The sequence below is a fragment of the Arthrobacter sp. 05N428_2 genome, from assembly GCF_056397065.1.
The window spans coordinates 27,555-48,485 of record NZ_JBFTMR010000019.1; the positions used below are offsets into that span (position 1 = coordinate 27,555).

At 63.0% G+C, this 20,931-nt stretch carries 17 protein-coding genes and 1 pseudogene; 9 read left to right on the forward strand and 9 right to left on the reverse strand.

Going from position 1 to position 20,931, the window contains the following annotated elements; genetic code table 11:
- Positions 1–79: 79 nt before the first annotated feature.
- From amaB to AC1DGI_RS16245, 4 genes are all read right to left on the reverse strand, one after another.
- Entirely contained in the window at positions 80–1,609 is a 1,530-nt protein-coding gene (gene amaB / locus AC1DGI_RS16230; protein WP_476899567.1) for an L-piperidine-6-carboxylate dehydrogenase, read from the reverse strand.
- Positions 1,610–1,645: 36 nt separating this feature from the next.
- Complete coding sequence (gene hglS / locus AC1DGI_RS16235; RefSeq protein WP_476899568.1) at positions 1,646–3,046, reverse strand: 2-oxoadipate dioxygenase/decarboxylase; 1,401 nt, start codon at positions 3,044–3,046, stop codon at positions 1,646–1,648.
- A 60-nt stretch (positions 3,047–3,106) separates the two neighbouring features.
- Positions 3,107–4,297 carry an NAD(P)/FAD-dependent oxidoreductase gene (locus AC1DGI_RS16240; RefSeq protein WP_476899569.1) on the reverse strand — a complete coding sequence of 397 codons (1,191 nt, stop codon included), beginning with the start codon at positions 4,295–4,297 and terminating at the stop codon, positions 3,107–3,109.
- Between the two features lie 230 nt (positions 4,298–4,527).
- The gene (locus tag AC1DGI_RS16245) at positions 4,528–5,193 is read right to left on the reverse strand and encodes a GntR family transcriptional regulator (protein ID WP_441400698.1); all 666 of its coding nucleotides are present in this window, start codon (positions 5,191–5,193) and stop codon (positions 4,528–4,530) included.
- 246 nt (positions 5,194–5,439) lie between these two features.
- Here AC1DGI_RS16245 and AC1DGI_RS16250 point away from each other — a divergent pair, with 246 nt between their 5' ends.
- The 7 genes from AC1DGI_RS16250 to AC1DGI_RS16280 are packed head-to-tail and all read left to right on the forward strand — an operon-like array spanning position 5,440 to position 11,337.
- Complete coding sequence (locus tag AC1DGI_RS16250) at positions 5,440–6,285, forward strand: substrate-binding periplasmic protein (protein WP_476899570.1); 846 nt, start codon at positions 5,440–5,442, stop codon at positions 6,283–6,285.
- Positions 6,286–6,333: 48 nt separating this feature from the next.
- Complete coding sequence (locus AC1DGI_RS16255; protein ID WP_476899571.1) at positions 6,334–7,326, forward strand: ornithine cyclodeaminase family protein; 993 nt, start codon at positions 6,334–6,336, stop codon at positions 7,324–7,326.
- Positions 7,319–8,092, forward strand: coding sequence for an amino acid ABC transporter ATP-binding protein (locus tag AC1DGI_RS16260; RefSeq protein WP_441400704.1), 774 nt, complete (start codon positions 7,319–7,321; stop codon positions 8,090–8,092). The genes AC1DGI_RS16255 and AC1DGI_RS16260 overlap by 8 nt, the downstream gene beginning before the upstream one ends.
- Positions 8,093–8,101: 9 nt before the next feature.
- Positions 8,102–8,734 (forward strand): amino acid ABC transporter permease, encoded by a 633-nt coding sequence (locus AC1DGI_RS16265; RefSeq protein WP_441400713.1) that lies wholly within the window; start codon positions 8,102–8,104, stop codon positions 8,732–8,734.
- Positions 8,731–9,387, forward strand: a complete 657-nt coding sequence (locus AC1DGI_RS16270; RefSeq protein ID WP_476899572.1) for an amino acid ABC transporter permease — start codon at positions 8,731–8,733, stop codon at positions 9,385–9,387. The genes AC1DGI_RS16265 and AC1DGI_RS16270 overlap by 4 nt, the downstream gene beginning before the upstream one ends.
- Positions 9,388–9,426: 39 nt before the next feature.
- On the forward strand, positions 9,427–10,662 hold the full coding sequence (locus tag AC1DGI_RS16275) for an NAD(P)/FAD-dependent oxidoreductase (protein WP_476899573.1): 1,236 nt from the start codon (positions 9,427–9,429) through the stop codon (positions 10,660–10,662).
- Between the two features lie 51 nt (positions 10,663–10,713).
- On the forward strand, positions 10,714–11,337 hold the full coding sequence (locus tag AC1DGI_RS16280; RefSeq protein ID WP_476899574.1) for a short chain dehydrogenase: 624 nt from the start codon (positions 10,714–10,716) through the stop codon (positions 11,335–11,337).
- Positions 11,338–12,128: 791 nt separating this feature from the next.
- Here AC1DGI_RS16280 and AC1DGI_RS16285 read toward each other — a convergent pair.
- The gene (locus tag AC1DGI_RS16285; RefSeq protein WP_441400711.1) at positions 12,129–12,521 is read right to left on the reverse strand and encodes a nuclear transport factor 2 family protein; all 393 of its coding nucleotides are present in this window, start codon (positions 12,519–12,521) and stop codon (positions 12,129–12,131) included.
- A 1,019-nt stretch (positions 12,522–13,540) separates the two neighbouring features.
- Here AC1DGI_RS16285 and AC1DGI_RS16290 point away from each other — a divergent pair.
- Positions 13,541–14,596, forward strand: a complete 1,056-nt coding sequence (locus tag AC1DGI_RS16290) for a hypothetical protein (RefSeq protein WP_476899575.1) — start codon at positions 13,541–13,543, stop codon at positions 14,594–14,596.
- A gap of 432 nt (positions 14,597–15,028) precedes the next feature.
- Here AC1DGI_RS16290 and AC1DGI_RS16295 read toward each other — a convergent pair whose 3' ends face one another.
- Both AC1DGI_RS16295 and AC1DGI_RS16300 read right to left on the reverse strand, forming a co-directional pair.
- Positions 15,029–15,940: a DMT family transporter gene (locus AC1DGI_RS16295; protein ID WP_476899576.1), complete on the reverse strand. Its 912-nt coding sequence runs from the start codon at positions 15,938–15,940 to the stop codon at positions 15,029–15,031.
- A 114-nt stretch (positions 15,941–16,054) separates the two neighbouring features.
- Positions 16,055–17,029, reverse strand: a complete 975-nt coding sequence (locus tag AC1DGI_RS16300; protein ID WP_476899577.1) for an aldo/keto reductase — start codon at positions 17,027–17,029, stop codon at positions 16,055–16,057.
- Between the two features lie 486 nt (positions 17,030–17,515).
- Between AC1DGI_RS16300 and AC1DGI_RS16305 the strand changes: the two genes are divergently transcribed.
- Positions 17,516–18,127 carry a hypothetical protein gene (locus tag AC1DGI_RS16305; protein WP_476899578.1) on the forward strand — a complete coding sequence of 204 codons (612 nt, stop codon included), beginning with the start codon at positions 17,516–17,518 and terminating at the stop codon, positions 18,125–18,127.
- A gap of 191 nt (positions 18,128–18,318) precedes the next feature.
- Here AC1DGI_RS16305 and istB read toward each other — a convergent pair whose 3' ends face one another.
- Together istB and istA are read right to left on the reverse strand one after the other, a co-directional pair.
- The gene (gene istB, locus AC1DGI_RS16310; RefSeq protein WP_476899579.1) at positions 18,319–19,137 is read right to left on the reverse strand and encodes an IS21-like element helper ATPase IstB; all 819 of its coding nucleotides are present in this window, start codon (positions 19,135–19,137) and stop codon (positions 18,319–18,321) included.
- Positions 19,134–20,735: pseudogene (gene istA / locus AC1DGI_RS16315) on the reverse strand (IS21 family transposase). The gene istB and the pseudogene istA overlap by 4 nt, the downstream one beginning before the upstream one ends.
- Positions 20,736–20,931: the final 196 nt, after the last annotated feature.

Consider the following 20,931-nt stretch of genomic DNA (forward strand, 5'->3'; position numbering starts at 1 on the left):
TGCTGGCAGCTACGTGATGTGGCGGGGGCGGGCGGCGGAGACGGTGCCGGACCGGCTGGCACTGTCTCCGCCGGGGTTTCTAGAGGAACTTCACGCCCTGGGCGAGCGGCAGCTGCCCCGAGTAGTTGACGGTGTTGGTCGCCTGGCGCATGTAGGCCTTCCAGGAGTCGGAACCTGACTCGCGGCCGCCACCGGTTTCCTTTTCGCCGCCGAAGGCGCCGCCGATTTCGGCGCCTGAGGTGCCGATGTTGACGTTGGCGATGCCGCAGTCGGATCCGCCGGCCGACATGAAGCGTTCGGCCTCGGCCTGGTCGTTCGTGAACACGGCCGAGGACAAACCCTGGGGGACGTCGTTCTGGATGGCGATGGCGTCCTCGAAGTCCGTGTAGGTCATCACGTAGAGCAGCGGGGCAAACGTCTCGTCCTTGACGACGGCGGTCTGGGCCGGCATCCGCACGATAGCGGGCTCCACGTAGTAGGCGCCAGGCTCTTCCTCGGAGTTCACACGGCCGCCGCCGCAGAGAACGGTGCCGCCCTGATCCTGCGCGGCCTTGATGGCGTTCTGCATGCCATCGAAGCTGGACTTGTTGATCAGGGGCCCGATCAGGTTCTCCTCATCCATCGGGGTCCCGATCCGCAGCGTGGCGTAGGCGCTGACCAGCTTGTCCGTCAGTTCATCAACGATTGACTCGTGAACGATCAGGCGGCGCATGGACGTGCAGCGCTGGCCGGCGGTTCCAACGGCCGCGAACACAATGCCGCGCAGGGCCAGATCGAGATCGGCCGACGGCGCAACGATCGCTGCGTTGTTTCCGCCGAGTTCGAGCAGCGCGCGGCCAAAGCGGCCAGCCACACGGGGGGCGATTTCCTGGCCCATCCGGACAGAGCCGGTGGCGGAGAGCAGGGCAACGCGCGGATCATCGACGATGACCTGGCCGCCGGAACGATCAGCCAGGACCAGCTTGTGCAGGTCCTGGGGTGCCCCAACGTCCGCGACGGCGCGGCCCAGCAGGGCATCGGCGGCCAATGCGCTGAGCATGGTCATCCCCGAGGGCTTCCATACGACGGTGTCACCGCACACCAATGCCAGTGCCGTGTTCCAGGAGTAGACCGCAACCGGGAAGTTGAAGGCCGAGATGACCCCAACAACGCCCAGCGGGTGCCAAGTCTCCATGAGACGGTGTCCGGGTCGCTCCGAGGGCATAGTCCGGCCGTAGAGCTGGCGGGACAGGCCAACTGCAAAGTCGCAGATATCAATCATTTCCTGGACCTCGCCGCGAGCCTCGGACTGGATCTTGCCGGCCTCGGCCGTCACAATCCTGGCCAGGTCCTCCTTGTGTTCGGTCAGCAGTTCGCCCCAGCGCTTTACCAGGTTGCCGCGCAGCGGTGCAGGCACATCTCGCCACGTCTTGAACGCCTGGTGCGCCTGGCCGATCATCGTCTCGATGTCCGCCGGTGAGTTGGCCGGCAAGGTCATCAAGACTTCACCGGTGAGCGGGGAGGACGCCTTGTGCGGGCCGTTGAGGGCGTCAACATTGACGCCGCAGGCCTCCAGCGCGTCGCGGACGACCGCTGCCAGTTCGGATGTTTGGGTCAGAGTTTCAGTCATCGTGATCTCCTGTAGTTCTTTGTACTGGTGGGCTGATTAGTGTGTGAGATTGACGTTGAGGCGGCGGCCTAGGGCCGCGATCGATTCGTCCTGCTGCCGCTGGTAGAGATCGTTGGGGTCGTAAACCTCGGAACCGACAATCTGGGACATCCGGTGGATGTCGAAGCTGGTTCCGACCTGCTCTTCGTCCTTGGAACCCTCCTCGGTCAGGTTTGACTGGAAGATTCCGGCGGCCGAGCGGGGGAGGAAGTCCTCATAGACGATGGGTTCAGGGATGGCGATTCCGGCGTCGACAAGATCGGCCAGGGAAGCGGTGGCGGCCAGGGGTGCAGCGCCCAGCGCGCCTTCGTCGAGGCGGTAGGTGAAATAGGCGAGCCCCTGCAGGGCCAGCTCTTTTTCTGTGCGGGGCAGGTTCTCCGCCCACACCCCGGCGGCTACCTCGACGCGGGTCGTTCCGGCCGGGGCCGCGGCCAACCGCGCGTCCGAGTCGGCGACCATCCGGTCGTAGAGATCGCGGCCCGCCGGCGTCAAGGCAATTCCGCGGGCCTCGACTTCGCCGAAGCGCACCCGCAGTTCACCCTCGTTAGTGGATCCGTCGGCGTAGCGGAACACACGGTTTTCACCGAGCGCGCGGAAAGAGGTCTGGCGCAGCAGCAGATCCGGCCCATCCCAGCGCGGCGGTCCTTGGATCTCATCGATCATAGTGATGCCGCGCGCCTGCATCCTCTTGTACAAATCATCGATGTCCAGCACCCGGGGGGTGAGGTGGTTGATGTGCGTCGTGGACACGCCGCCGATGTCGGAGGCGACGGCGGAGACCGCCTCTAGTTTCTTGTACCACTCGTAGTCCACGGGGTCCCCGGAGAGTTCAAAGGCCGCGGTGGCCAGCTCCAGCAAGCTCTCGGCGTCGTCCGCGGTCAGGCCTCCACCGGCGGCGGCCTTGTCCGCCAGACTAAGCAGCTCCGCACCGAACAACTGCCGGGCGCCGATGAATTCGGCCAGCTCCGCGCGCAGTTCGCGGTCAAAAAACCGCGGATCCTCGGCGGCCAGCATGGAGGTGAAGACCCGGAACGGATTCTTGGCCAGTTCAGCGCCATCGATTGGGCGGAACGCTGTCGAGACCACGGGCACGGAGCTCGAAGAAGCGTCGCGAAGGTCATAGAAACCGACCGGATACATGCCGAAGGCTGCAAAGACGCGGGCAACCTGCGCCATTTCCTTCGGGGAGCCAACACGGATGGCGCCGTGGCGTTCAGCTGTCACCCGTGCAATGCTGCCGAGCCTCTCGGCTTCTGCGCCGTGCTTGGCTGCATACGCTTGGTTCACCTCGGTGGAAACCTCCACAAGCGTGTTGTAGGCGGGGACTTCCCTGCCGTACATCACGGAGAGCCGCTTCGCGAACTCGGCTCGAAGTTCCCAGGTTTCAAGGGCGGTCATGGTGTGGTTCCTTTCAAGATCATGGCTGTTGCGGAGGACGGGGCGCGGTGGCCTTCCGCGCTAGATGATGTGGACTTCCTGGATGAGCTGATCTGCTGTGCGGAACCGATCGGCGGAGAACGACGTGTGGTCCATGAAGGAATCGCGGTCCAGGTAGACGTCCCGGACCAGCTCGCCGACGGCGGGACCCTGCAGGAAGCCATGGCCGGAGAATCCCGTGGCGTAGTAGAAGCCCTCCACGGAACTGGACGCACCGATGAGTGCGTTGTGGTCCGGCGTGTTCTCATACAGTCCGGCCCAGCCGCACGCCAGTTCCGGTGCTTCCAGCGCCGGGGCGCACACCCGGGCAGCTGCGTTGAACTCCGGCAGCCATTCATGGGTGAAGTCCCGGGCGAAACCAGGCTCCTGGTTGGAGTTGGAAATCCCCAGGAGCATGCCGTTTCGATAGTTGTGGAAATACAGCGTGGTCGACAGGTCCAGCGTGAACGGCACGGTGGGCATCGGCGAGCTCATCTGGCGCGTCATGCCGATCTGTCGCCGCACCGGGACAACCGGCAGATTTACGTTGACCATTTCGCCAACGCGCTGGGACCACGCGCCCGCACAGCAGATGACGGCATCGGTGGTGATGGTGCCGCGGTTTGTGGTCACGGAACTGATGCTGCTGCCTGACGCGGCAACGTCCATGACTTCCGTGTGCTCAAGGATGCATACGCCCAGCGCGGCGGCCGCGTCGGCGTAGGCCCGGACCACTTTCGCCGGTTCAGCAAACCCGTCTTCCGGCGAGAACGACGCGCCGACGAGGGCTTCCGGGCGCAGGAACGGGTTGATTTCAACTGCCTCGGCGGGGGAAATCATCCGACTGTTGCTGCCGAGACTGTTTTGGATGAGGGTGCTCCGCTCACAGTCCAGGATTTCGGATTCGCTGCGGCACAGGAACAGGTAGCCGACTTTGCGCAGTCCGATGTCAGTGGAAAATCGCTGGCCAAATCCCTCGAATGCGCGCAGGCTGCGCTGGCCCAGGAGTATGTTCGCCGGATCCGAGAACGTCGCCCGCACACCGCCGAGCGGCTTGGACGATGATCCTTCGCCCAGATCGGAGCGATCAACGAGGACTATGTTGCGCACGCCGGCTTCGGCCAGGTGGAACGCGATGCTGGTTCCTATGATGCCGCCACCGATGATGACGACGGCTGCCTGCGAAGGCTGCCGGGTTCCGGCGGGAAGCTGGAGAGAGACCACATTTGACATTGATCGTCCTGTCTCAATTGCGGAAGCCGATCCACCACTCGGTGGATATCAACTATCGGTAACGGGTTATATATAACCATATTGGGACAGGATGTGATCTACGTCAAGCCTTTTCTCCACAACTTCCGTGGCGGCATGCGGCGCCATTCCGGATGTGCCAAAGCCGGTGCCGGGAGGCGTTGTGCAGAGGGGGTGTGGCGTCGCGTAGTACCGGGCTGCGGGCCCCCCGGTCAGGGCAGCGAGTAGCTGAGGTGTTCGACCATCAGGGACTCGGTGAGCATCCGGTCCCCGGCCAGCAGTGCGGTCAGAATGGGTCCGTGCTCGGCCGCGCTGGTGGCGAGCAGTCCGCGCTCGGCCAAATGGTAGGAGCCGCTGATCCGGCTTTGGTCCCGGAGGTTCTCAATGATCTTGGTCATTCGCGTGTTGCCCAGCAGTTCAACAATGGATAGATGGAACTGCTGGTCCCTTTCCAGGTAATCGACCATATTGTCAGGCCGGGCGGAGGCCAGGGCGGCATCGTTGAGCGCTGCCAGCCGACGGGCATCGGCGGGGGAGACGCCTTGTTCGGCGACGCGGCCCACAGCCGTTACCTCGATGAGCAAGCGGAGGTCGTATACCTCCCGCTGGTCCTTCGGGCTCATCTCCACGACGCGGAACCCGCGGTTCCGGACCACCTCGAGCAACCCTTGTTCGCTCAACGCCATCATGGCTTCGCGGACCGGACTGTTCGAGACACCGAGCTGGCTTGCCAGGGCGTTCGCTGAATAGATCTTGCCGGGCTCCATGTCTCCGGACATGAGGGCGCGCCGAACAATCGAGGTTGCCTCGTCTTTGAGGGTGAGTCGGCTTTCGCCCAACTCGGAAATCCCGGCAAAGGCTTCTCGGTGTTCCTGCATTTTGCTCCTAGGGCAGTGGACCTCTTGGCTAACAATAATTCACAACGGGTCGGCGATCGGGAGGCGGTCTCGACGATTGCAGACGTGTTTCAACATGGTTCGCCGTTCTTGATGCTTGACATCCCCTGCGAATCCATGGAGATTGGTAATCGACAATCGATAGTGTGTCATACATCACCATTTTTGCCGATGTGCATCGATTCGTTGGACGCCGAAAAACTCCAGTTCTGATCAAAGGGGATCATCATGAATACTCGTAAAATCCTGGTGGGCGGCACGTCCATTGCGCTGCTGGCGCTCTCGCTGTCCGCTTGCGGCGGCGCAGCCGAGAGCTCCGTTTCGAAAGGCTGCCAACCCGAATCAACGTTCAAGACGATTTCCGCCGGCTTCCTGACCGTTGCAGCGCCGGAGTTCCCCCCGTTTGCATCCAACAAGGACGGCAAGCTCACCGGTGTCGACGCCGATATCATCAAGGAGTTCGCGGCCAAGAACTGCCTCGACATCAAAGTTGAACCGACGTCGTATGCGGGAACTATCCCGGCCGTGCAGAGCGGACGCGCCGACGTGGCCATCGGCTGCTACTACCGCACCGCTGCCCGGGCCGAGATTGTGAGCCTGTCGGATCCGGTCTACACCGACGAGATGGGCATCGTTTCCGAGTCCGGCGTCAAGGACATCAAGGACCTCGAAAGTATGAAGGTGGGCACCGTCGACGGCTACCTGTGGGTCCCGGACATGAAAAAGGTCATGGGCGCAAACCTGACCATCTACCCCAGCGCCGTCGAGATGCAGGCTGATCTCAAGGCCGGACGCGTCCAGGCCGGTATCGACGGATTCGGTTCCGCCGTCCAGATGTACAAGGCCGACGCCAAGTACAAGGTTGTGGGCGCCACCGCGGACCCCCGCGTCGTTGCTTCCAAGGAACCTGCCCAAATCGGATTCCCTATGGGCAAAGACAACGCGGACATGACCAAGGCCATAAATACTTCCATCAAGTCCATGAAATCCAGTGGAAAGATCGCGGACGTCGTGAAGTCCTACGGCCTGCCCCAGTCGGCCGTCGAAACCGGCGAACCGCGTCTCGTGAAGTAGGACGCAGCCCGCAAGAACGTCCGGCTTTGTGACTGAAGGATCGATTCCATGGATTCAACAACCAGCCCTGCGGGGCGCCAACTGTCGGCGCCCGTCTTTCTCGACGGCGCCACCATAGCGTCGGCACTGACGGCGCGTGAGGCGGCGGCCGCCATGGAATCGGTTCTGGCGGCCGGGTTCGATCCCGAAACGAGTGCGCCGCGAACCCGGGTCGAAACGGACAGCGGCACCTTCATGCAGATGCCGGCTAGTAACGGCCAGTACGTCGGAACCAAGCTCCTGACGATCACGCCTGGCAATGCGACGTCGGCGTCCCCGGTAATTCAGGGACTCTATGCACTGTTCGGCGGCGCCGACCAGCGGCCCTTGGCCGTGCTCGACGGAGTGGCACTGACCGAACTGCGGACGTCGTCCGTATCCGCTTTGGGGGCGATGCTCCTGGCCCCGCCAGACCCGCAGCGCCTCGTTGTGTTCGGCACCGGGGTACAGGCCTGGGCCCACATTCTGGCATTTGCCGAGCTCTTTGAGCTGGAAGGCGTGGAGATCGTCGGCCGCAATCCGGAGGCGGCGAAGCGGCTCGTGAACAGGGCCGAGGGAATCGGCCTGGCTGCCGCCGTCGCCGTTCCGGCAGTGGTGCGGGAGGCGGATCTCGTCGTTTGCGCCACGGCGTCGCCGACCGCCCTTTTTGACGGAGCCCTGGTCAAGGGATCCGCCGTCGTGGTGGCCATCGGCTCGCATGACCGGGAGCACCGCGAGCTCGATGACGATCTCCTCGCCAGGGCCACCGTGTGCGTGGAGTCGCGCGACTCCGCCGGACGGGAGGCCGGCGATGTCATCCAGGCCATGAAATCGGGTGCCATCGCCGGGCCCGAACAACTGATCACCCTGGCCGACCTGGTTCTGAAACGGCGGAACGTGGCCGCGGACCGTCCGTCCGTTTTCAAGACCACCGGCATGCCCTGGGAGGACCTTGCCGTGGCCACCGCCCTCTACGAAGCCTGCACCGGCACGACTATGAGAAATGGAACAACTGATGATTGAGCCGAATATCCGCACGGCTACGCCCGTGGTCCAGGTGACGAATCTTGCCAAGGCTTACGGTTCGAACGTGGTGCTGCGTGACGTCTCCCTGTCCGTGCCGGAGGGATCCGTCACGGCCATGATCGGGCCCAGCGGCGCCGGGAAGAGCACTGTCCTGCGGTGCATGAATTTGCTGGAGCAGCCGGACAGCGGCGAAATTGAGATCGACGGGCATCGCATCAATGCCGGCAGGAAGCCCAATCCGAAGAATCTCGCAGCCCTTCGCCGCAGTGCCGGCATGGTCTTTCAGCACTTCAATCTCTTCCCGCACATGACGGTTCTACGGAACATCAGTCTTCCCCAGGAGCGGGTTCTGGGACGCAGCCGCGACGAGGCCAACGAGAAATCCATGGAGCTGCTCAAGCGCATGGGGCTGGCCGAGAAGGCCGACCAGTATCCGTCGAGGTGTTCCGGCGGCCAGCAGCAGCGCATCGCCATTGCCCGGGCACTGGCCCTTGGCCCCAGGGTGATGCTGTTTGACGAACCAACCTCTGCACTGGATCCCGAAGTCGGGGTTGAAGTCCTCGAAGTCATGAAGGAGCTCGCGTCCACCGGCATGACGATGGTCGTGGTGACCCACGAAATGGCATTTGCGGGCAACGTCGCGGACGAACTGGTGGTGATGGCGGACGGCGGAATCATCGAAAAGGGCGAGCCCGGGCAGATCCTGCAGGATCCGCAACACGACCGGACCCGCCGGTTCCTCCGCGCCGTGCTGGAGCGCTGAACCGTGGAAATGATCCGGGCCATCGCCATCGGACTGCCGCTCACAATCCTGGTGACGATCCTGGCCCTGATGATCGGGACGTTGTTGGCGCTGCCCATCGTTGCCGGGCTCCGGAGCCGGAACCGGATTCTTTGGCTGATGTCGCGCGGGCTGGTTGACCTGCTGCGGGGCGTCCCGCCTGTGGTGTGGCTGTTTATTCTGTACTACGGCGTGTCCATCGGCGCCATCCGCCTCACGGCGCTGCAGGCCGGCGTCCTGGGCCTTGGCGTGGTGGCGGCGGCCTATCTCGCGGAAATCTTCCGCGGCGCCATCTCGTCAATTCCGAAGGGCCAGTGGGAGGCCAGTTCGGCGCTGGGTTTTCACCGCGCCACGGTCTGGAGCCGAATCATCGGTCCGCAAACTGCGCGGGCCGTCGTCCCGGCCTACACGACTTTTGCCATTGGGCTGCTCAAGGATTCCTCCATCGCCTCATCCATTGGCGTGGCTGAAATCGTCTTCATGTCCAGCCAATATGCCCGGCAGTCCGGTGAGGGCATCATGGTGTTCTTTGTGGCTGCGGGTGTCTACATAATATTGAGCGTTCCGCTGGGACTGCTCTCCAGGCACCTTGACGTCAAGATGCGGAAGGCGGTGGCCCGATGAACAACCTGATCGATGTCGCGATCCAATATGGACCAACGCTCTTTGACGGACTCAAGGTCAGCCTCACCCTGACCCTCTTGAGCCTGGCCTTCGGCTTGCCCCTGGGCCTGGTGTTCGCCTTTGGCGTGACAGCCCGCAACAGGACCTTCCGCTATCTGTCGGTGTTATTCGTCGAAGTGGGCCGTGGCGCGCCGGCACTGGTGCTCCTACAGCTCATGTACTACGGTCTCCCGAATGCCGACATCACGCTCAGCTCCATGGCCTCGGCATGTTTGGCCCTGACCTGGACGACGGCGGCCTACAGTGCCGAGCTGATTCGTGGTGGCATCCAATCGGTGCCGCCGGGTGAAGTCGAAGGCTCCCATGCGCTGGGCATGAGCCATCGGGACTGCCTGCGGTTCGTGGTCATTCCGCAGGGGCTCCGCATCGCCCTTCCTTCGCTGATGGGCTTCGCAGTACTCCTGTTTCAGGCCACGTCTTTGGCGTATTCGGTAGCCGTGCCGGAACTCATGAGCCAGGCATACTCGATCGGCTCCTCCACCTTCCAGTATCTGCCCGTCTTCATCATCGCCGGCCTCATGTACGCGGCCATCTCAATCCCCGCAACGTGGCTGTCCGTCTACGCGGAACGCATGCTGAGCCGGCACCTGTAGCCGATGTCAGCGACAACTTAGATGAAAGCGACAACTCAGATGAAAACACCGCAATCAGCCGTAGTCGTCGGTGCCGGCATCGTTGGCTTGTCGACTGCCTGGCACTTGCAGCAGCAGGGAGTGTCGGTGACAGTCATCGACAGAGTCGGACCAGCCGCCGGAGCGAGCTGGGGCAACGCCGGCTGGGTAACCCCGGGCATGGTCATGCCCCTGGCTGAACCGGGAGCCTGGAGGTACGCCCTGCAGAGCCTGACCGATCCCGATGCCCCCCTGCACGTGCCGCTTCGGTTCGACCCGCAGCTTTGGAAGTTCCTCCTGCGTTTCGCCGCCAACATGAACGCCCGGAAGTGGCAGCGGACCATGTCAGCGCTCCAGCCCATCACGAGGATTGCGGAGGAGTCCTTCGCCGAGCTGAAAGCACATGGTGTTACCTCACCCGTCGTTGCAGCCCCTTACGTTGCAGGCTTTCGCAGCGCCAAGGCCGCCGCAGCGTTCCGGACCGAACTCGAACACCTCCACGGCATGGGCCAGCGCATCGGGGTCAGCACCCAGTCCGACGGGTCCCGTCCGACAGTGCTCTCCGATGCCGTGGTGCACAGCCTGGAAATAAGCGGACAGAGTTATCTTGATCCGGGTGACTTTGTCTGGGACCTCGCCCGGGCCTTCAAAGCGTGCGGAGGCCAGATCGAGGAAGGCACCGGTGTAAATTCCGTTGACTCCGGGCCTTCGTCGGCGGCCGTGAGGACTGACGACGGGACCCTCCTCACGGCCGACGTTGTCATTCTTGCCACCGGCGCCTGGCTGCCCAAGCTGGCCAGCAAGTGGGGCTTAAGACTCGGGGTCCAGGCGGGCCGAGGCTACTCGTTCACCGTCGACGGCGATTGCTTGCCCAAGGGGCCCCTATACTTTCCGGAACAACGGGTCGTCTGCACGCCCTACCAGGGGGCGCTTCGAATCGCGGGAACAATGGAGTTCCTCGCCCCAGACGAGCCCCTGGATCCTGTCAGGCTCGAATCCGTGGCAAGAGCCGTTCGTCCACTGCTGCAGGATATCGACTGGTCCTCACTGCGCGACGGGTGGGTCGGCTCCCGCCCTGTCACACCCGACGGGCTCCCCATCGTTGGCCGACTGGCCTCGGACAGAATTTACGCGGCAGGGGGACACGGTATGTGGGGGATGGTTTTGGGACCGGCAACGGGCAAGCTGCTCGCCGCACAGATCCTCACCGGTGAAAAACCGCAGGAAATTGCGGCGTTCAATCCGTTGCGCACTTAAGAGAGTCATCAGGGCTACATCTGGCATAAAGCAAGAACGAAAGGCACACTCATGCGAGTACTCGTCATCGGCGGCACTGGAACTGTGGGGAAAAACGTCGTGCGGGCATTGTCCACACACCACGACAAGGTCGGTCAAGGGCACCTGGAAATCATCAGCGCGTCACGCTCATCAGCTGAGCATCCAGTTGACTGCCGGGACGATGCCAGCGTCGCGGCACTCTTTGACAAGGTAGGGACAGTGGACGCGGTGGTCAGCACAATTGGCGGAGCCAAGTGGGCGTCGGCGGAGGATGCGACCCTGGAAACTTACACCGCGACGCTGACGGGTAAGCTGCTTTGCCAGATTCGCATCACCCTGGCGGCCCGCGGCCATGTACGGCCGGGCGGGTCCGTCACGTTGACAAGCGGGATCGTGGGAAATTTTGCCTTTCCCGGTGGCTCGCCCAGCGCAATCGCCAATATCGGTCTGGACGCCTTCGTCAAGAGTGCTGCCGTCGAGCTGCCACACATGCGGTTGAATACAGTCAGCGCCACGGTGCTGGAAGAATCCGCCGATGCGTATGCGGCGGTATTTCCCGGTTTCCCTGCCGTCCCCGGCGCGGTGGCGGCTGCGGCCTTTGTTCGCAGCGTCTACGGTTCCGAGACTGGACAGTCGATCCGAGCCTGGTCCTAGCCAAGAACGTGACTTGGGGGATGTGGGGCAACAACCCGGTGACAAGGGCTCACCCTGCGATAGTCAAGCGCGGTCGGGTGCATCCCTGCCCGGATCGGCTCGTGACGAAAAGCTGAGCGACCCCCCGTCTTGAGCGGTCCGCCCACGCGCCCGCCGTGAGCGAAGGCACGTCCCAGTTGCTGTTGCCGGAGAGAGCCTCTGCGTGTTGTTCGTTAGTTTCGTCCTGGGTGCTCACTGCGAATTATCCCAGCCAGCTGCATGACCGCGCTTCCGAACTTGTCCGGCCCGGAGCGGGCCGCCATGACGGCTGCCCAGCCTCGCCGGCAACGGGGCTGTGGCCTGCGGCTGGCGCAGTTGTAGACTTCTTTCCGATGGCCCGGGCTGCCTTCTGGATCTGGGCACGGAGCCGCCGTTCAGCCCAGCGCGGTGTCCTTGACCTTGTAGGCCTGGGTGTCCACGTGCACGTACGAAGACCGGGGCCGCTGTAGGGCCCGACATCGTTCAGTCGGCGACGGACACCGAAGCTATTGGGCAACTCACTGCTGTTACCCCGGTACCGCGTCGCTGGAGATGGACCGACTACCTCGGCGTAGCCCTCGGCTCTCAGGCTTACATCGGCCGTGGCCGCGCCTGCATGTTTCCTTGCTCGTGAAGCCGGCCTTCTCAGCAGTGTTATCAATTTTGCCGCGTACTCCCGTGGTGTCTCCTCCCCGGTTGTTGGCCAGCCGATCGATACGGCGGCCTTGGCCGCATCCTCAGCATGTGTACTATCCGGATTTCAATTCCGCCTTCTAAACCCAGAAATCGTCAAATTTCCCGGTGTCCTCGAAATACTCCCGCCCCTCCGTGATCTTTCCGTCACGGACCACAAACGTGATGACGGTGCCCACGTCCAGGGTCTTGTCGCCGCTTGTTGCCTGGGTTTGCTGAATCGCGACAGTGTAGTTTTCCCCTCCAACAATGTCCTTGAGGTTGGCTTGGAAACGACCTTGAGTGCGGGCTCCCAACTCGCCGAAGAACGCCAAAATGGCGTCGCGACCCTTCTTCGTCCCGGACAGCACGCCGCCTCCGGCTGCGTGCCAGACCGCGTCCTCAGCGAACATCTCGCTCAGGCTCGCCATATCCCCAGTGTTGAAGGCCTCATACCCGCGTCGGACCAACTCAACGTTTTCTGTGGTTCCCATGGTCGGACATCCTCTCCGTCATCCTTGTTGGGTCGTGCTGGGACGTCTTAACGGTATTCCTGGGCCGGGGGCCTGTCGACGGTCTAACAGTTGCCTCGGAGCGGTCCCTTGAGTTTAGGATGGGCCGGGCCCGGCGCATGTCCTTTGGCCATGGCCGCCGACGCGCGAGGGCTTGCACTAACTGGCCGCGAGCGCTCGGAATCGGCAACGCCGTCGGCAATTTGGATGCACTGCAGTGAAGTTCGCGGGTACCCACGGTCTGTTCAACTAAGGAGCGGACGTGGCGTCGCCTCCCGGGCAGTACACGGACCGGCCGATGGCGCAAATAACCCTTAACGGCTACCGCGAACTCTTCACCCTAGAACCTGATAACGATCCGACAGTACAGCCAACCGCATTCAAGGCAATACCGCCTTCCATGAACGCGGATGCATCCGATGGTCAGTCCTACCGCCTCGGGATGGCCAGGTTGCACGAGCACCAGAGTCTGCCCCGTATGGTCCTCGTTGGTCCCAAAGTCTTCAGTACTACCGACCCACGTAATGGGCCCTCGCTGCCAGCCCGTTGGCGCTGTCAGACCCAGTTCTTCGACAACATGGCTGACATCTTCGCCCGGCTTGAGTCGGCGAACAGTCAACGCACGGATGAAGTCATGCAGGAAATTTTGGAGCCCAATCACGTCCAGCAGAGAATCGGTAAGACGGTCACCCGTATCCATCGAAACCTCCCTCAAGTACGCCCAAGTCTACGATCGATTTGGGAGATTTTCATTTGGTTTCGCGGCCGGAGATGCGCGTAGCCGGGGTCAGGACGATGTGACGCGACCACATTTGGATTAGCCGCAGCCAAGACGAAGCATGAGGATATCGTTGGCTCCTTGACAGCGCGCTTGATCAGGCGAACCATGTCGGGTAATTGGCCTGCAGTCGGGAGACTTCCGCCACCGGCGGACTGTCGCAGACGCTGGCGAGCCTTGGACTTGCGCCTCCGGTTTGGGCCATTTGGGGAGGGCTTGAATCATGACAAATTTCACGCGGGTGGGCGACAGCGGCGCATTGGCTGGTGCCGCCACTGATATTGCGATTGAGCAGCTCGGGTTTTATTCGCTGACGGCGGTAAGAACGGGGTCGGGCATTCTGAAACTGATCAATTGGAGCACTGGCGGCCCGGGCGCTGTTGCTCGGAACTCGGACAGCGACGATCAGGCAGGCGAGGTAAGCGCGATTGCCGTCGCAAGAAATCGGAACCTTACCGTCACCGCAGTCCGCGACGGCAGCGGAGATCTGCTTCTCATTTCTTGGAATGACGGGATCGGTTCGGGCCCCATCTCTCGTCTCAAAGACACTCATGGCAAAGCTGGGGCAGCCAGCATTGTCACCATCGTGCCGGGGCCGCCGAAGACAGCAGCGGACCTGGTGACGGCGGTTCGGGCGGGCAATGGCTCTCTGAAACTCATCAGCTGGGCTCTCGACAACGCCACGGGAACGATCACCCGTCTGGGCGACAGCGATGACCAGGCGGGCGCAGTAAGCCTCATCGCGGTCTCCGTGCCGTCGCCGAATGTTGTGCTCACCGCCGTTCAGGCCGGTAACGGCAAGCTCAAACTCATCAGCTGGGGCTTTTCCGAAGACGGCAAGAATATTTCCCGGCTGGGCGACAGCGATGACCAAGCCGGTGAGGTGAGTGAAATCGCCATGGCGGGCCTGGTCACGGCGGTCCGGGCTGGCAATGGCTCGCTGAAGCTCATCAGCTGGTCGCTGTCACCGGACGGCACACAGATCCAGCGGCTTCACGACACCGAGAACCATGCCGGCGCCGCGACCTGCATCTGCATCTCGCGTTTAGGCGACGCGCGATACGTGACGGCGGTGCGCGCCGGCAATGGTTCCTTGAAACTGATCAGCTGGGATGTCGATCCGAACAGCGGAATTATCCAAAGAACTGGGGACARCGGTGACAAGGCGGGTGCTGTCAGCGAAGTCGCTTTGGCCGTGCCCAGCGGAAACAACATCACGACTGCGGTGCGTGCTGGCAACGGGACGTTGAAGCTCATTACGTGGCGAATGGAGGATTAGAGACCGTATGAAGCGCGCGGGTGGGCAGACATAGGACTGGAACGAGGGTGCAAGGAGGTTCGGGGGTCATCCATCTGCGTCACGCAGGCGCACGCTGAGGATCGGCTTACGGCAGCCGTTACTTGCTGGTTCGACGTATCGTCTCGGTACAGTTGCCCATGTTGGACGCCCCTCTCGAGTCCCTGTCCCGAGACTTGCATGAGTACGGCGAAGGCGAGACTGCCCAGTGGATATCGCCGTCGTGCGGCGAAGGATCCTCGGATGGCCCGCTGGACCCGGAAGGTTCTTGATTCCGACATTTGACCGAGTGGTCCTCGTTGGTGGAGTTGCCAACTCAACGGCACCGGGCCTGATCGCTTCCTATCCTGGCGCTGCAGGAGGTAGCGCTGTTCGCATTCTGCGTCGTTCCACAGGAAGCTCCGCTTCGGCTCATTAGGGCGTTGCGCTGGCCGGCTCCTTTTTGACTGTGGCCAGCAGGAGGACCCCGGCGACGGCGGTTGCCCCGGCGAGAAGGAAGGCGATGAATGCTGGCGCCGGGGCTGTGTCGGCCTCGCCGAGGACGGTGATGCCTAGGGTGACGGCGACGAGCGGATCGATGACTGTCAGGCCTGCGACGACGAGTTCGGATGTTCCTCGGGTGTGGGCGTTCTGGACCAGGAAGGTCCCGGACAGGGCCGCAATGACCAGCCCTGCCAGGCAGGTCAGGGACAGCCACTCGAAGTCGCCCTGGAAGAGCCGGGCGATGACGGTTTTGGCCAGAGCCGCGACGAATCCGAAGAGGATCCCGGCGCCGACGGTGAACACGACGGCCCCCCACCGGTGGCGCCAGAGACCGAAACCGGTACCCAGCGCGGCGAGGACAACGACTAGCAGTAGCAGGATGGTGATGAGGTGCCGGTCGCTGATTTCAACGTCTTGCGCGGAGACGGCCGCAACCGCGACGAATACCCCGACGCCGGTGATGCACAAGGCTACGGATGTGAGTGCGCGGCGGCCGGGGGAGCTGCGGGTCATCCTGGCAGTGGCCAGGGTCGTTACCACCAGGGCGACGGCGCCGATGGGTTGCACAACGATCAGGGGTGAGAACCTCAAGCTCGTGAGCTGCAGGAGTATCGCTGCTCCCAGCATGGCCGTCCCGGCCAGCCAGACGGGTTTGCGCAGGAGGGCCTGCAACCGGCCCCCGCCCATGCTCCCGGCGGCACGCCCCTGTGCGGGTCCCTGATCGTCAACGGCTTTGTGCTGGAAGAGGGTGCCGAGGGCCAGCAGCACCGCTCCGGCGACGGCGATCGGGATGCCGAGCCAGTGATAGGACGACAATGCCGGTACGGCGACAGTCTGGATCATGGTCCGACCCTACAGGTGCCGCCGTTTAGCGCTGCGGTCCACAAGTGTCCGAGATGTTGCCTTGCTGGGAGTTCTTTCAAGTTCATCTGCATCTCAGAGTCGGGGGTGGTGTGCTCAGTATCCGGCGACCGCATGTGGGACGTAAGGACTTTCCAGGTCGGCCTTTTCGTCGGGGGTGAGCGTTAGTTCCAGCGAGGCGAGGGCATCCTGGAGGTGGGCGCGTTTGCTTGCCCCGACTATCGGCGCACTGACCAAGTCGTTGGAGTGGACCCAGGCTAAGGCGACCTGCGCGCGGGGCACGCCGCGGCGTTCTGCGATGACGCGCACCGCTTCGGAGACCGCCCTGTCGCTTTTCTCGGTGGTGTAAAGCGTCTTGCCGAACTCGTCCTTCTCTGAGCGGTTGGTTTTCTCGTCCCAGTCCCGTGTGAGCTTCCCGCGAGCTAGCGGACTCCAAGGCAGTATCCCGATTTTCTGGTCCGCGCAGAGGGGGAACATTTCGCGTTCCTCCTCCCGGTAGATCAAGTTGTGGTGATCTTGCATGCTGACGAAACGGGTCCATCCGTTTGATCGCTGCAGGTGAAGCGCTTTGCTGAACTGCCAAGCGGCCATCGAGGATGCGCCGATGTAGCGGACCTTGCCCGCTTTGACGACCTCGTGAAGGGCTTCCAGAGTCTCCTCGATCGGCGTAGCGGGGTCCCACCGGTGAATCTGGTAGAGGTCCACGTAGTCCGTTGCCAGCCGGGTCAGGCTGGCATCAAGCTCCGCGAAAATAGCCTTGCGTGAAAGGCCCCGCCCGTTCGGACCGTGCCGCATCGCGCCGTGCACCTTCGTGGCGATGACGGTTTCGTCCCGGCGGGTGAACTCGGCCAGGGCCCGGCCCAGGATTTCCTCGCTTGAGCCGTTGGAGTACACGTTGGCAGTGTCAAAAAAATTGATGCCTGCCTCCACGGCCTGGCGGATCAGCGGCCGGCTCTGGTCCTCCGGTAGCGTCCAGGGATGCGGACCCCGGTCCGGGTCCCCGTACGTCATGCATCCCAGGGCCAGCGGCGAGATATCCATGCCGGTGTTTCCGAGTTTGATGTATTCCATGTCCGTCCTCCGTGAAACAGTCCAGCGCTACACTGCGGCTCTTGGCCCAACATTATGTGAAAGACGGCACGTGTGGGCGCACGCAGTGTTTAAAGGCCGCCCCACCCCGTTCTGGGGCGGGCCGGCGCCGTCGTCGTAAATCCCTTGTCTTCGTGGGTTTGTTGTATCTGCGGACAAGGTCCGAGGTTCGCTGCGGTTCGCTGCGGTGATGCGGTTGTTCGCTGATCGAATCATGGATGCTTGAAAGGAGCTAAATCTTGATGGAAAGTCTAGAGACGGAGAACTCAGACCGGCGTACAGGGGAGTCGGCTGACTATGTCAACCTTTTTTGGCCCCAGCATGACGGTTATATCTGGCCCCCCTGAGGAACTTTGGTTGCCCAGTCCCGCGGGTGACCTGCAATCATGGATCCTTCATGTACCACTGCATAGACTGAGGCGCCGTCCTGTACTTTTCCCCCACGACGCGCCGGCGTAGCGTGAGGGCATGGTGGAGCAGACGCGGTGCCATCCGCTCGGACTGGTTCCTTTGATCCTGCTGCTGGCCGGATGCACCGGCGGCGGCACTCCGGCGCCGGACGCTGCGAGCGACTCCCCGTCTTCGTCGTCCACGGCCCCAACCTCCGTCACGGCACTTCCTCCGCCTGCCGGGCATTACGAGGCGGGATGCCTGCAGGGCCAGACCGACGCTGCGGGGTTCAGCCCGTCCGGGGAAAGGCTCTTCAACGTCGATCCGCTGTTCATCAGGGACAACTTCTCCCAGACCGGCGATGGCACGCCTCAGCTCATGAACGGCGTTCAATGGATGAAGGATCCGTACTGGCTGCGTGCCGGGCAGACGGTCACCGTCACCGTGGCGTCGGAGCAGCAGACGACCGTGGGACTCGTGGCCGAGTACGGGGCGACGGAGGGCAACACGTCCGTGACCTTCACGGCGTGCCCGGAGGAGAAGACCCCGTACACCTGGTGGCCGGGCGGCTTCCTGGTCCACGGAACGGAGACCAGGTGCATCAGGCTGAGCGTGGAGGTGGCGGGGGCCGAGGGGGTCAGAAGGCCTGTCATCCCCGTCGGTTCCGCCCCGTGCCCCACGTCCTGGTGAGGGTCTGAAGGATTCCGTCAGACTGTCGCGCCCTGACCCAAGTCAGCGGGGTGGGGTCAGCTCCATGCCACGGAACGATGTTTATCTCGCATAGACCAGAAATCCGTGGTCGTATCTCACGGCGCGCCAAACTTCATCTGCTCCGCCGACCAAGAGAGCGGAGACACCGGCAACCAGCCTAGGTCCCGCGATTAGCTAGCGGCTTGTTGGTTGAGGGTGTGGGCAAGCCGGTAGGAGTCGGTGCCGGTTTCGATGATGGTTCCGTTGAAGGTCAGCCGGTCCACGATGGCGGCGCAGAGACGTGGGTCGGTGAAGGTATGGGTCCAACCGGAGAAGGATTCGTTGGACGCGATAGCGATGGAGTTCTTCTCCTCACGGTCGGTGAGGAGCTGGAAGAGGAGTTCGGCGCCTCGACGGTCCAGTTCCATGTAGCCAAGCTCGTCGATGCAGAGCAGGTCCACCCGCCCGTAGCGGGCTATGGTCTTGGCCAGCACCTTCTCATCTGCGGCTTCGATGAGTTCGTTCACGAGTCGGGTGGCGAGGGTGTACTTGACCCTGTAGCCCTTCTCGGCGGCGGCAGTGCCGAGTCCGATGAGCAGGTGGGATTTGCCGGTTCCGGAGTCCCCAATCAGGCAGAGGGGTTGTCCTTTGCGGATCCATTCTCCGGTGGCCAGGGTGTGGATGGTGGCGGAATTGATGTTCGGGTTCGCGTCGAAGTCAAAGTCCCCGAGCCACTTGTCCCGGGGAAAGTTCGCGGCTTTCACGCGCCGGATCGAGGAGCGCCGGTCCCTGTCGTCGCACTCGGCCAGCAGCAGTTCGGCCAGGAAGCCTTGGTAGGAGAGTTGTTCCTTCCCCGCGACGGCGAGGGCTTCATCGAGGACTGCCCGGATGGTGGGCAGTCGCAGTCGGCGGCAGGCCTGGTCCACGGCGGCAACCGCTGCCTGTTCGGTCAGGCCTCGCCGCCGGCGCAGGGCCGGGGTGATGGTGGTCGCCGGTGCGGTGGGGCTCATGAGATGTTCTCCTTTGACGCGGTTCCTGCGGGGTATTCCGAACGTTTGGCCAGCAGCTCGTCATAGGCATTGACCGAGGGAAGGGGACGGATGTCAGGCGGGAGCCCGGCAATGACGGCGGCGGGGTCCATGAGTCGGCGCTGGGTGAGACTGACAACCCGTTGCACTTTCTCTTCAACATGAGCACCGGGATGACGGTCGGAGATGGCCCCACCCAGGGAAGAGGTCGTGGCGTGTCTGCGGGCTTCGACCGCGACGACGTCGGCGCTGACCGCGCCCACTCCCAGCGCCGCGCTGATCCCTGCATGAATGTCTGTGGCATTCATGGACCGGTGGAGGAGCAGGACGTCGATCAGTTCCCGGGTCCCGTCGGCGTCGCCGTTGACCTGGCGGGACGCGGCCCAGAAGGCTTCGTGGGCGGACGTGAACGCCCCGGACTCGCGCGCTCTGGCCAAAGCGGTGGAGCCGGGGAGGGCTCCGGGTTTGGTTTTGAGGACTTCGAGATAGTGATCCAGCTGGACCGATTGACCGGACCGGGCGGCGACCCGCTGATGCCTGGCGACCACGGTGCGGCCATCGAACACCACGACCTCGCACGCGCGCAGCGAGACCCGGCCCCTCCGGCCGATGAAGGCGAGGATCAAATTCCTCAGCCGGCAACGGGGCCAGGAATGGCTGTTCGATCTCGAAGTCCTGGCCTATGGTGCGGATCCTGTCATTGATCCGCCGGGCCTCGTCCTGGGCTTCCCAAGCCCGTATCCGGTCGTTGCGCTCGTCCAGGGAGCCAGCGACCGGCATCGGTGAAAGCCGGTTGCGGCGGAACCAGCCCACCTCACCCTCGACGCCGCCCTTTTCATGGGCCCCTGCGATGCCAGGCTGGCAATAGAAGGGATCGAAGCCGTAGAACGAACGGAACAGCACCCACCAGTCGTTCTCTTGGCGGTGCCGGCCCTGCCCGAACACCACAGCGGTGACCGCGCTGGTGAGATTGTCGTAGCGGATGTGTTTGGTGGGGATGCCTCCCAGAACTTTGAAGGCCTCGATGTGCCCTTCGAGGACGGCTTCCTGGGCCTGGGTCGGGTAGATCCGGTGGATTGCTCTGCCCGAATGCGATAGCCGGAAGATGAACATGTGGCACTTCGTTTTCGCCCCGTTCAGCACGACATGGACCTCGCCGAAGTTCACCTCGGCCTCCGCGCCCGGAGCATGTTCCTGGGGACGAACACCTCGACGCCGCGGCCGGCCTCGACATCAATCTGGGCTCGACGGACCCTAACGTAATCACGAACTGTCGAATACGACAGCTCCTGCGCACCGTGCTCTTCGACGAGTCGGGCCAAAATGCGGCGGGCGGTATGGCGCTGCTTCCGTGGCGCCGTCGTATCCTCGACCAGCATCGTGTCGATCGCACCCTTGAACGGATCGAGCCTCCAGGACACACCCTGTCTCTGTTTGCGCTCCGGAGGGGCGGCCGAATCCAGAGCCTGCCTCACCGTTCGTCGATGAACTCCGTACCGGACCGACAACGCACGAACCGACAGGCCCTCAACCCGGGCCTCCCTTCGGATCCGCGCGAACAACTCCACTCTCGACTCCATCCAGACCAGCCTTCCGCCTTATCCATCCACTGATGGATCCAACGTTGAGGGACTATCTCACTAACGGTGTATCCGGCGGTTTCCTTTAGTAGTTTTCAGCTGCCGGGAATCGGTCGCTGAAGGTGATGGCGAAGGCGTTCAAAGCGGGCTTCCAACGCACGGCCCATCGGGTCCTGCCGGCACCGGTCGGATCGAG